General features: G+C 37.8%; 9 protein-coding genes and 1 riboswitch. Of the genes, 7 read left to right on the plus strand and 2 right to left on the minus strand.

Annotated elements, in window-relative coordinates; translation table 11 throughout:
* The first annotated feature begins 40 nt into the window (after positions 1-40).
* From hemG to DEX24_RS12810, 6 genes are all read left to right on the plus strand, one after another.
* Entirely contained in the window at positions 41-1,432 is a 1,392-nt protein-coding gene (gene hemG / locus DEX24_RS12785; protein WP_109306800.1) for a protoporphyrinogen oxidase, read from the plus strand.
* Positions 1,433-1,494: 62 nt separating this feature from the next.
* Positions 1,495-2,157, plus strand: a complete 663-nt coding sequence (locus DEX24_RS12790) for a class A sortase (RefSeq protein ID WP_109306801.1) — start codon at positions 1,495-1,497, stop codon at positions 2,155-2,157.
* 318 nt (positions 2,158-2,475) lie between these two features.
* A riboswitch (SAM riboswitch) is annotated at positions 2,476-2,584 on the plus strand.
* A 100-nt stretch (positions 2,585-2,684) separates the two neighbouring features.
* Entirely contained in the window at positions 2,685-4,547 is a 1,863-nt protein-coding gene (locus DEX24_RS12795; RefSeq protein WP_109306802.1) for a bifunctional homocysteine S-methyltransferase/methylenetetrahydrofolate reductase, read from the plus strand.
* Positions 4,528-7,959, plus strand: coding sequence for a methionine synthase (gene metH, locus DEX24_RS12800; RefSeq protein ID WP_109306803.1), 3,432 nt, complete (start codon positions 4,528-4,530; stop codon positions 7,957-7,959). Before DEX24_RS12795 ends, metH begins: the two co-directional genes overlap by 20 nt.
* 248 nt (positions 7,960-8,207) lie before the next feature.
* Complete coding sequence (gene desA, locus DEX24_RS12805) at positions 8,208-9,251, plus strand: Delta(5) desaturase DesA (RefSeq protein WP_109306804.1); 1,044 nt, start codon at positions 8,208-8,210, stop codon at positions 9,249-9,251.
* 88 nt (positions 9,252-9,339) lie between these two features.
* A complete protein-coding gene (locus tag DEX24_RS12810; protein WP_109306805.1) occupies positions 9,340-9,942 on the plus strand; it encodes a response regulator transcription factor in 603 nt (200 codons plus the stop codon).
* Between the two features lie 304 nt (positions 9,943-10,246).
* Here DEX24_RS12810 and DEX24_RS12815 read toward each other — a convergent pair whose 3' ends face one another.
* Both DEX24_RS12815 and DEX24_RS12820 read right to left on the minus strand, forming a co-directional pair.
* Positions 10,247-11,017: an ABC transporter permease gene (locus DEX24_RS12815; RefSeq protein ID WP_109306806.1), complete on the minus strand. Its 771-nt coding sequence runs from the start codon at positions 11,015-11,017 to the stop codon at positions 10,247-10,249.
* Positions 11,017-11,745: an ABC transporter ATP-binding protein gene (locus DEX24_RS12820; RefSeq protein ID WP_109306807.1), complete on the minus strand. Its 729-nt coding sequence runs from the start codon at positions 11,743-11,745 to the stop codon at positions 11,017-11,019. Before DEX24_RS12820 ends, DEX24_RS12815 begins: the two co-directional genes overlap by 1 nt.
* Positions 11,746-11,897: 152 nt before the next feature.
* On the opposite strand from DEX24_RS12820, the gene DEX24_RS12825 reads away from it, so the two are divergent.
* On the plus strand, positions 11,898-12,455 hold the full coding sequence (locus tag DEX24_RS12825; RefSeq protein ID WP_109306808.1) for a bifunctional transcriptional activator/DNA repair enzyme AdaA: 558 nt from the start codon (positions 11,898-11,900) through the stop codon (positions 12,453-12,455).
* Positions 12,456-12,457 lie beyond the last annotated feature (2 nt).

A 12,457-nucleotide genomic window follows, 5' to 3' on the forward strand; every position in this document is an offset into this window, starting at 1 on the left:
CTAAAAATGACATGATCATGAATGAACGGAGTGAATTGCTTTGAAAACAGTAGCAGTAGTAGGTGGCGGTATTACCGGCATGAGTACGATGCATTATTTACAACGTCAAATCACAGCACAGCAATTACCAATACAATTGGTGTTAATAGAAAAGGATGCGACGCTTGGCGGTAAGATGGTGACAAAAAAACAAGGTGATTTCATCATGGAAGTAGGCGCAGACTCAATTGTTGCACGTCATAAAAGTGTTATGCCACTAATAGAGGAACTCAATCTGCAAGAGCAGATTGTATATAATGATACGGGAAAATCATATATATTAACGAATAATGAATTACATGCTATTCCTACGAATAGTGTTTTTGGCATTCCGATGGATGAAGCAGCTATTGAAGCTAGTACATTGGTTTCAGCAGCAGGGAAAGAGCAAATTTACCGGGATTTAACGATACCAAATGACCGTTTTACAAAAGAAGATTCAATCGGTGATTTCTTGGCTTATTTTTTAGGTGATGAAATTGTTGAAAAACAAATTGCACCTGTACTATCTGGTGTATATTCTGGTGATTTGTATAAGCTAACAATTGCCTCAACATTACCAAATCTTCTCGAGTATAAAAATAAATATGGCAGTATGATCAGAGGTTTTGAAGCACATAAAGAACTTTATGACAAAACAGCTTCCAAAAAATTCATTTCTTTTGAACATGGATTAGTTCAATTATTTGATCGTATGGAAAGTGTTTTAACAGAGGCAATAATCTACAAAAATACGGCAGTGCAATCACTTGAGAAAAAGGATAATTTTTATCAAGTGAACCTGACGAATGGCGCACAGATAGAAGCAGATTACGTTGTGTTAGCGACACCGCACCAAGTTGCTGAAAAACTACTACCACATCCAGCGCTACAACAAGAATTTAATAAACTACAGACAGCATCTATTATTACGGTCTACTTAGGTTACGAGATGGATGATGCCGTATTGCCAGCTAATGGTACCGGTTTTATCGTATCGACTCATAACGATGTGGATTGTAATGCTTGTACATGGACGAGTCGTAAATGGCATCATACATCACCAAGTGGTAAATTATTAATTCGCATGTTTTATAAAAAAAACAACGCTCGCTTTGCAGAATTTTCTGCAATGACTGAAGCTGAATTGACTGCAGTAGCTAGAGAAGATGTCCGCAAAAGTTTGCATATCGAGGAAGAACCCAACACTGTTACTATTTCAAAGTGGATGGATCTCATGCCTGTTTATAATTTAGAACATCCTCAAGCTGTGAAAGGTTTAGAACAAAAGTTACGACAAAATTACCCGCGAGTAGCGCTTGCAGGTAGTTCATATTATGGCGTGGGGATTGGTCTTTGTATTCAAAATGGACATGATCTTGCTACAGCTATCATAGAAGAATTACAAGAATAGAAATTTGTGTTCAGTGTCATATCTCTGTAAAATGAGTGATAGATGAAGATGGAGGTGTGGGCATGAAGCGGAAAATCAGTTTAGCAATTGGTGTTATTTTACTCGTATTAGGAATGGCACTCATCTTTAATAAACAAATAATGAGCTTCGTTGTTTCACATATGACAGAACAAGCGATTACTCAATTTGATGAATCCAAGGCGAAAAATTCTGCGGACGTTAATTTTGATTTTAAAGATGTTAAAAATCTGAGTATCCAAGATGTTTTAAAAGCACAAATGAATAGTAAGGATGTCCATTCTATTGGTGTTCTTAGCGTACCAGAAGTAGGCTTGGAGTTACCCATTTTATATGGTGTATCCAATACTAATTTAGCAATTGGAGCAGGTACGATGAAAGAAAATATGACATTTGGGCAAGGGAATTATGCACTTGCTGGTCATAATATGAATAATAATTCGACCCTTTTTAGTCCATTAACCAAGGCGAAAAAAGGCATGACTATGTATACAATGAATAAAAAGAAAATTTATACGTACAAAATAACATCTATTTTTATTATTCAACCGACGCAGGTTGATGTAATTGAAGATCAAAAGAAAACAAAATTGTTAACGCTTGTGACATGTAATTATGACGGTTCGAAGCGCATGATTGTACAAGGGGAACTTGTCAAAGCACAATCGATTGAAGATGCGCCAAAAAATGCTTTGAAAACGAAGTAAATAATATAAGTAAACTATTAGACGAAGTAAGTCCATGTCTAATAGTTTTTTTGATATATGATGTCGACGACACTATCAAATATATCCTATGAGAACCCTCTATTTTATACTTTTCAAAAGCCGTCTGTTTGTGCAGTTTGATTTTTCTATATAAGAGCCACATTCTCATTTTACGAAAAGATGAATAACCTATTTTTAAATAAATAAGGTAGAATATTCTCAATTTATCCACTTTTCTGATTTTAATTGGTAAAAGGTATTGACGTTCCATGCATTACGCGATATGATTCGGTTAATATTTTCATAATTCAATATTTTATCTTATCTAGAGAAGCCGAGGGACTGGCCCGTAGAAGCTTCAGCAACCAGCCATGTAAATGGTCAGGTGCTAATTCCAGGAGAATAGTCTGTTCTCAAAAGATAAGAGGGACTTTTTTGGAATTGTCTTTACGCCTTCTTATTTATATAAATAAGAAGGCTTTTTTATATATTTTTGGGGAGTTCAAAATAGAAAGGGTTGGAAAAGTATGGCTTTATTAGAAGATTTGAAAACGAAGATTTTAACAGCAGATGGTGCAATGGGGACATTACTATATTCGTATGGTATCGATTTTTGCTATGAGGAATTGAATATAAAAAAACCAGAAGTTATTGAAAATATTCATCGTCAATATATTGAAGCAGGTGCAGATATTATTCAAACAAATACATATACTGCAAATGCAATTAAACTAGCACGTTATGGTTTAGAAAAAGAAGTTGAAGCGTTTAATCGCGCGGGTGCAAAAATCGCTAAAAAAGCTGCAAAAGCTGGCGGTCAATACGTTTTAGGCACAGTTGGTGGTGTCGTGGGTGTACGAAAAAATGAAGCGACTCTTCCGGAGATTATCGAGGCCCTACTTGAGCAAGCTACCATTTTAATCGATGAAAAAGTCGACGGTCTATTGCTAGAAACATTTTATGATTATGAGGAACTTCACACTTTAGTCGTTGCTTTACGTCAAAAAACCGAATTACCGCTCATTGCACAAGTGTCGATGCATGAGCCGGGTGTATTGGTAAATGGGATGTCATTAAATGATGCGTTACATGGTTTAGAAGCGGCAGGGGCCAATATTGTAGGCGTCAATTGCCGATTGGGACCCTATCATACAATTCAGGCTTTTGAAAATGTTGAAATTCCACAACATGCTTATTTATCTGCCTCACCCAATGCTAGTTTATTGGATGTAGAAGATGGCAAGCTCGTATTCGAATCAGAAGCAGATTATTTTGGTAAAGCGGCCGTATTGCTACGTAACGAGGGTGTGCGCTTAATTGGTGGATGTTGTGGCACGACACCCGCGCATATCCGAGAAGTGAAAAAACAGTTGGCGAATCTATCACCTGTTGAAGACAAAAAAGTAGTTGGACCAAAAGAAATTATTATACATGAAGCTGAAAAACCACGGTATGAAGCACTGCATAATAAGGTTAAAAGAGGGCGTTCGATCATCGTTGAACTAGATACACCGCGCCATTTAGAAACAGAGAAATTTATTGAGGGTGCCGAAATTTTACAAAGAGCTGGCGTTGATGCTGTGACAATGGCTGATAATTCATTGGCTTCACCACGCATTTCAAATATTGCAATGGGTTCTATATTAAAGTATGAAAAAAATGTACGTGCTTTAGCACATATAACATGTCGTGATCGCAATTTAATTGGATTGCAATCTCATTTAATGGGACTGAATGCTTTGGGCATACATGACATTTTAGCAGTGACAGGAGATCCAACAAAAGTAGGGGATTTCCCAGGAGCGACGAGTGTATACGATGTGTCTAGTATGGAGCTATTGCAGCTTATTAAAAAATTAAATGATGGCATATCTTTCTCTGGTAAACCTCTACGCAAAAAAGCGAATTTTTCGGTGTCAGCAGCTTTTAATCCAAATGTACGAAATGTTGCGAGAGCCATACCACGCCTAGAGAAAAAAATTGCAGCTGGAGCGGATTATTTTATTACACAGCCTGTGTATTCGAAAGAGAAAATTATTGAAATATACGAAGCGACAAAGCATTTAGATACGCCAATTTACATCGGTATTATGCCATTAACAAGCTTGCGCAATTCAGAGTTCCTTCACCATGAAGTACCGGGTATTAAATTATCAGAAGAAGTATTAGAACGCATGCGAATTGCCACGACTGAGGACCCGATAACAGGTCAGACAGAAGGGGTTCAAATAGCGAAGGAGTTAATCGATACAGCAGCACAGCTTTTTAATGGTATTTACATTATTACGCCGTTTATGCGTTATGAAATGTCAGTCGAATTAATCGACTATATCCACCAACTAGATCAACTGAAAAGAGGAGAAGGTATACATGTCGAAACATCTTATTGAACAGCGATTAGAAAATAATATCTTACTATTAGATGGTGCAATGGGGACGATGCTCCAAAATGCTAATTTAACAGAGGAAGATTTTGGTGGCGAAGAATTAGATGGTTGTAATGAACATCTTAATCTAACACGTCCTGATGTGATTGAAAGGATTCATGAAGAATATTTTATGGCAGGTGCTGATATCGTTTCGACAAATACCTTTGGTGGTACGCCTGTTGTATTAAACGAATATGACTTAGGGCATAAAGCAGTCGAAATCAATAAAGCAGCTGTTGAAATTGCTAAAAAAGTAGCGTTGCGGATGTCAACACCAGAATGGCCTCGCTTTGTCGCAGGAGCGATGGGACCAACGACAAAAACATTATCGGTAACGGGTGGCATTACATTCGATGCGTTATTACAAGACTTTTATGTGCAGGCGAAAGCGTTGATTGAAGCTGGGGCGGATGTGTTACTGTTGGAAACTTCACAGGATATGTTGAATGTTAAAGCGGGTACATTGGGTATTAAACAAGCTTTTGAAGAATTGGGTCGTGAAATTCCAATTATGATTTCAGGAACAATTGAGCCGATGGGAACAACCTTAGCTGGACAAAGCATCGAAGCATTTTATATTTCAATTGAGCATATTAACCCGTTGTCAGTGGGATTAAATTGTGCGACTGGTCCTGAATTTATGACAGATTATTTACGTTCTTTATCGGAACTCTCGAGCAGTTATGTGAGCTGTTACCCGAATGCCGGATTGCCAGACGAAGAAGGGCATTACCATGAAACGCCTGCATCGCTATCTAAAAAATTGGAAGGTTTTGCCGATAAAGGTTGGTTGAATATCGTGGGTGGTTGTTGCGGTACAACACCACAGCATATTCAAGCAATTCGTGAAACTATTGCGCATAAAGCACCTCGTCCTATTCCAGAGAAACGCCAAGAACATACGGTTTCTGGTATCGAGCCACTTGTTTATGATGAATCGATGCGCCCGCTATTTGTGGGAGAGCGGACAAATGTTATCGGTTCGCGTAAATTTAAACGATTGATCGTCGATGGTAAATTTGAAGAAGCGGCAGAAATTGCACGTGCACAAGTGAAAAATGGCGCTCATGTTATCGATATCTGTTTAGCTAATCCGGATCGTGAAGAGATTGATGACATGGTCAATTTTATGAAGGAAGTGGGGCAGAAGGTAAAGGTACCATTTGTCATTGATTCGACCGACGAAAAAGTGATAGAAGAAGCATTGAAATACTCACAAGGTAAAGCAATCATCAATTCGATCAATTTAGAAGATGGGGAAGAACGTTTTGATGCTGTCATGCCAATCGTCAAAAAATATGGTGCATCAATCGTCATTGGCACAATTGATGAAGTCGGCATGGCTGTCGATCGTCATCGTAAACTAGAAATTGCCGAGAGAGAATATGATTTACTCGTCAATAAATGGGGCTTAGCACCAGAAGACATTATTTATGACCCCCTCGTATTTCCAGTAGGAACAGGTGATCAACAATATATTGGTGCGGCCGAGGAGACAATTGAAGGAATACGTCTGATCAAAGAAAAACTGCCACGTGTTTTAACAATCCTTGGTGTATCCAATGTATCCTTCGGGTTGCCACCAGTCGGTCGCGAAGTATTAAATGCAGTCTATTTGTATCACTGTACGCAAGCGGGGCTCGATTATGCCATCGTTAATACGGAAAAACTTGAACGCTACGCATCGATTCCAGAAACTGAAATCACATTAGCAAATGATTTGATTTTCAATACGACAGATCAAACCTTAGCAGATTTTACAGATTTTTATCGCGATAAGAAAAAAGAAAAAACGGAAGATGATATTCCGAAAACAGTACCAGAACGTCTTGCTTACTATATTCTAGAAGGTACAAAAGAAGGGCTATTAGATGATTTAGAGCTGGCGTTGACCATGTACGACACACCGCTCGATATTATAAATGGTCCATTAATGGCGGGGATGGCAACAGTCGGAAAACTGTTCAATGAAAATCAGTTGATTGTAGCAGAAGTGCTGCAATCAGCAGGTGTCATGAAAGCAGCGGTGTCCTATTTAGAAGGATTTATGGATAAATCAGCAGATGATGTCGGAAAGGGTAAAATTATTATTGCTACGGTGAAGGGCGATGTGCATGACATCGGCAAAAATCTGGTTGATATTATATTGAGTAATAATGGCTATAAAGTAATTGATTTAGGCATTAAAGTGACACCCCAACAACTGATTGAAGCAATCCGAAAAGAAAAACCAGATATTGTTGGGCTATCGGGGTTACTCGTAAAATCTGCACAACAAATGGTGATCACCGCACAGGATTTCAAAGATGTTGGTATCGATACACCGATATTAGTCGGTGGAGCGGCATTGTCTCGTCGTTTCACCGATACAAAAATTGCTGCCAACTATGATGGACCCGTATTGTATGCTAAGGATGCAATGATTGGCTTGGATATCGTCAATCGTTTGCAAGGAAGTGAACGCGAAGAATTGCTTGATGAAGTATTTGTCGCACAGAAAAAACGAGTGGAAAAAGAAGCGAATCGCTCTGAACGTGGAGCAGTAGCAGTTGCTGTTCGTCCAGTGAAGACCATCAGTGAGGAATTTCCAGTATTCATACCGGCAGATACCAAACGTCATGTGCAGCGTAATTATTCAGTGAAGCATTTATACCCCTATGTCAATATGCGTACATTGATTGGTCATCATCTTGGTTTAAAAGGATATAATGATGAATTGCGCGCAAGCGGTGATAAACGTTCCAATGAATTATTTGATTTGGTGACGGGCTATTTGCAAACAGATACGTTTTCGCCAGCAGGCATATATCGCTTTTATCCAGCACAATCAGCAGGTGATGATGTCATTATTTATGATCCGGAAGACTGTACTATTGAAATTGAACGTTTTACATTCCCAAGACAGCAAAAGGCGCCATTTTTATGTTTAGCGGATTTTTGTAAATCGCAGGCAAGCGGTGTTATGGATTATGTTGGTTTCATGCAAGTAACAGCAGGGCATGGTGTACGCGACAAAGCACAGACATTAAAAGAAGAAGGTAAGTTTTTAGAAAGTCACGCCATTCAAGCGACGGCTTTGGAATTAGCGGAAGGTTTCGCAGAACGGATTCATCAAGAAATGCGCGATCATGTGGGTTATCCAGATGCTACTGATTTCACAATGCGCGACCGTTTTGCAGCAAAATATAATGGTCAACGCTTTTCTTTTGGTTATCCAGCATGTCCGAACTTGGATGATCAAGCCAAATTATTTGGTCTCTTATGTCCGGAAGATATCGGCGTGGAATTGACAGAAGGCTTCATGATGCAGCCAGAGGCATCCGTATCAGCCATTGTATTTAATCATCCAGATGCCCGATATTTCAATGTATAATCACCCACACTAAAAAGTAGCATGAGGCGTATAGACGCTTCACGCTACTTTTTTAGTGTCTTTTATTATATATGGCGAAATTATAGCGTAAAACAGTGGTTTTGATTTTTAAAAAAACTATTTAAAGTCAATGATAGCAAGAGAATGTTTGAAAAGTGACAGATGTCATATTACATCTATGACATATACACCTTCATTGTCTTTTAGTACCAACTTATAATAAGGGTAATTAAGAAGGGGGCTATGTAATGGTAGATAAAGAAAAGACGAAAGCGCTTCATCAAGCTGTGAAGCCATTCGCAAAGTCAACAACATCAAAAAGTGTCATCCAAATGGTCAATACACTAATCCCACTAGTATTATTGTTAGTGGCTGGATATATAGTCGCTGAATATACTTTACTAGGGGCAGCAGTAATTAGCGTTGTCGCATCACTATTTGCAGTACGTACATTTATTATTTTTCATGATTGTACACATGGATCGTTTTTTAAAAATAGAAAACTCAATGCAATAGTCGGTACAATTACAGGTATTTTAACGCTGTTTGGTTATTCAAAATGGAGACGTGAGCATTTAATTCATCATACTTCAAGTTCTAATCTGGATAAACGAGGAATTGGCGATATTTGGGTAATGACTATCGATGAGTATAGAGAAGCTTCTAAAATGACGCGTCTTGGCTATCGTCTTTACCGTAATCCAATCGTAATGTTTGGTTTCGGTCCACTTTATCTTCTGCTCATTTCGAACCGTAAAAATAGAAAAGATGCAAAAATGGACGAACGATTGAATACATATTTTATCAATTTTGTGTTAGTAGCAGGATATGGTGCTTTATGTTATTTCGTAGGTTGGCAATCGGTGTTAGTCGTAAGTGGCTTATCGATGTTTATCGCAGGTTCATTAGGTATCTGGTTGTTCTTTATACAACATACCTTCGAAGATTCGTATTTCGAATGGACTGAAGAATGGGATTATGTTAAAGCAGCAGTAGAAGGTAGTTCATATTACCATTTACCGAAACCATTACAATGGTTAACAGGTAATATTGGTTTCCATCATGTTCATCACTTGGCACCTCGTGTACCAAACTATGAATTAGAAGATGCCCATATGCAAACACCACCGCTACAACAAGCGCCAACCATTACCATTAAAAAAAGCTTAGATTCTTTAAAATACAAACTTTATAATGAAGAAACACATTATTTCATAACGTTCCGCCAATTTAATAAACACTTTTTGAAAACTACACCAAACCCATTAATACCAATTAAAAAAGCAGTCTAATACAAGGAAGCGATGGAACCGCGTTACTGCAAACTACATCGCTTTTTTGTTATACTAGAGGCACTTATTTACCGAAGGATGTGATGTCATGATTAAAATCGTAATTGCTGAAGATCAAGGAATGCTTCTTGGTGCGATGAAGGCGCTAATTAATATGGAAGATGATATGTCTGTTGTTGCCATAGCACAAAATGGTGAAGAGGCGCTTGAGAAAATTCATGAACATCAACCAGATATAATTATTATGGATATTGAAATGCCCGGTAAAACGGGCTTAGATGTGGCAGAGGAATTAAAAAATGATGATAAGCGAATTGTTATTTTGACAACCTTTGCGCGACCTGGTTACTTTGAAAGAGCAAAAAAAGCTGGGGTACGTGGTTATTTATTGAAGGATAGCCCAATTGAAGAATTAGTGAACTCCATTCGTGTCATTATGGATGGCCGTCGTATTTATGCACCAGAACTCATCGATATTGTATATGAAGATGATTCGAATCCACTGACAGATCGTGAATCTGAAGTATTGGATTTAGTAGCAAAAGGCAAGACGACAAAGGAGATTGCAAAGGACTTATTTCTTTCACCCGGGACGGTGCGAAACTATATATCAACCATCTTAGACAAGCTAGACGTCAGCAATCGCATCGAAGCGATCGCGCGCTACAAGGAAAAAGGATGGAATAAATAATCAAAGACAAACACCGTATGCCAAATGAGCATACGGTGTTTGTCTTTGAGCATATAACTGGAGAACAATTGATGCATTGAGCTATGATAAGGGTGTAAAAATAATGTTTGAATTTTCGACATTTTACAATAGATTACCCGTTACGTATTCCATGTAAGTTTCGTCTAATTTGGTACAGTTTTTTGGCTGTTTTATGACAAACAAGTTGCATTTACTCTTTAAAGTCTGTAAGTTGTTATCTAGGTACAAAATTAATATTATGACAAAAAAGTCGTCTTCCCACATGGAATGGGAAGACGATTTTTCATTTTTCAACCGTATGAAATTTTTCTCGAATCATTTGCATTTGATTATTAAATAAAGTTGGGTAGGATAAAAATCCGAGCAGTACGCTGGAAATAGCCGCTGTTGATAACAGGATAAACAATACGAGTAATTGAAAAAGTACTGCTTGAATGGGGTCAGCACCAGCAATAATTTGACCGCTCATCATACCAGGTAGCTGTACGATACCGATGGTTTTTTGACTTTCAATTGTCGGCATCATACTCGCTCGAATAGCCGCGAGTAGTTGACGATGAACGGCTTGTTTGGGTGTCCCACCTAAAGATAAAATCAATTCAACTTGCTCCTCATATGCTTCGAGTTCAGCTGAAAAACGATTTAAAAATAAAATAGATAATACCATGGCGCTACCGATTGCCATACCGCTTAAAGGAATAATATATTGTGCTGTCGCGGGTATGATTTTTAAGCCGAGTAATACGGTCAGCGTAATGCCCTCAACTGTGAGTAATGTGAGACATATTTTCCAGGTAATCCCCGTAATGTTTTGTCCTTTTTTGCGGGCATTTAATGTTGCTGCACCAATCATTAATGCCACCATCAGGAATGTATAAAACAAGCCCTGTGCCTCAAAAACAAATGTCAGTATATAGCCAACAAATAACAATTGGATAATTGAACGAATTGTCGCAATTATCGTATCTTTTTCTAGACCTAAATTTAATGTTTTGGAAAGAATAATTGGTATAAAAACAAAGAGTAATGTCAGAGCTAAAGTGCTATAATTCATTAAACCCCTCCATTCATAAAGAGCTGAACTTTTTTGTTTTTTGAATGAAGTAACAGATTACTGTTACCCGCTTCAATCAATTCGCCGTCCATTAAAACCCACATATAATGGCCGACATGAGTTGCTTGTTGAAGGTTATGGGTGATCCAAATAATCGTCACGCCATGTTTATTATTAATATGTAGAATAAGATTTTCAATCTCTTTGACAGCGTTGTGATCCAATGCGGAAGTGATTTCATCCAACAACAAAATCTGAGCGTCATTGACGAGCGTTCGAGCAATCGAAACCCGCTGTTTTTGCCCACCAGATAAAGAGGATGCATCTTTTTGTAGGAATGTATCGTCTAGACCTACGTCTGCTAATATAGATACGGCTTCTTCAGTTGATAAAGAACTATTTTGCAAGACTCTTGGTAAATTGAGGTTATCAAATACAGTACCTTTAATCATGGGTGCTGATTGTAAAACAATCCCTACTTTTCGACGAAGATCGATTGGATTATAATGCTCTATCGCTTGACCAGCAATATATAGTTCACCTGAAGATTGTGAAATTAAACGATTGCATAATTTTAAAATGGTCGATTTACCAGCCCCAGAAGGACCAACAAGCGTGGTGATTTTACCTTCAGGAAACGAGCCAGTGACATTATTTATAATGGTTCGATTATCAATTTTCAACGTAATATTGTGAAAATGAATTGCAGGGTTTGAAAAAGTTTTCATATGTGAACAGCTCCTAATACATAGTCTATAGCAGATCGCGTAAAATGAAAATATTGTTATATTGTGGACATGGTGAAATAGGCTTTCTATACGACGTAAAGACGAGTATAATTTGTTTATTCCAATAAGAAAAAGAGATAAGGTGATGAAAAATGCTAGGACGTGTACCAACAGAAATTGAATGGGAATCAATCATAACAAATAACAAAACTGTCGATAAGGATTTCGTATATGCAGTGTCAAGTACGAAAATCTGTTGTCGCCCCTCTTGTCCGTCAAGAACTCCAAAAATTGAGAACGTGCGCATCTATGAATCTGTAGACTTAGCAATTGAAGCCGGCTATCGTCCTTGTAAACGTTGCAAGCCAGGTGGCATTAGATTGCCTGAAAGCGAATGGACTGATCAAATGAACGAGTATATGGATGTTCATTTTGAAGATCATATTACATTGCAGTTTTTAGCTGATGAATTTCATGGTAGCCCGTACCATTTGCAAAGAGTTTATAAAAAAGCAAAGGGTTATACACCAACTGAATACCTTCAACAAGTGCGTATTAAAAACGCGATTAAACTTTTAGAAGAAACGTATTTATCAGTAGAGGATGTAGGACATAAAGTAGGACTGCATAATACTTCTTATTTTATAACATTATTCAAAAATATTGTTGGCACAACGCCTAAACAATATAAAATACACGGTAGAAAGTAGTT

The organism is Kurthia sibirica (assembly GCF_003143975.1).
Taxonomy (GTDB): Bacteria; Bacillota; Bacilli; order Bacillales_A; family Planococcaceae; genus Kurthia; species Kurthia sibirica.

What these genes read in the sequence shown, in the direction of transcription:
- DEX24_RS12790 (WP_109306801.1), top strand. Translation starts at nt 1,495, where the DNA reads ATGAAGCGGAAAATCAGTTTAGCAATTGGTGTTATTTTACTCGTATTA.
- DEX24_RS12795 (WP_109306802.1), top strand. Translation starts at nt 2,685, where the DNA reads ATGGCTTTATTAGAAGATTTGAAAACGAAGATTTTAACAGCAGATGGT.
- metH (WP_109306803.1), top strand. Translation starts at nt 4,528, where the DNA reads ATGTCGAAACATCTTATTGAACAGCGATTAGAAAATAATATCTTACTA.
- desA (WP_109306804.1), top strand. Translation starts at nt 8,208, where the DNA reads ATGGTAGATAAAGAAAAGACGAAAGCGCTTCATCAAGCTGTGAAGCCA.
- DEX24_RS12810 (WP_109306805.1), top strand. Translation starts at nt 9,340, where the DNA reads ATGATTAAAATCGTAATTGCTGAAGATCAAGGAATGCTTCTTGGTGCG.
- DEX24_RS12815 (WP_109306806.1), bottom strand. Translation starts at nt 11,017, where the DNA reads ATGAATTATAGCACTTTAGCTCTGACATTACTCTTTGTTTTTATACCA.
- DEX24_RS12820 (WP_109306807.1), bottom strand. Translation starts at nt 11,745, where the DNA reads ATGAAAACTTTTTCAAACCCTGCAATTCATTTTCACAATATTACGTTG.
- DEX24_RS12825 (WP_109306808.1), top strand. Translation starts at nt 11,898, where the DNA reads ATGCTAGGACGTGTACCAACAGAAATTGAATGGGAATCAATCATAACA.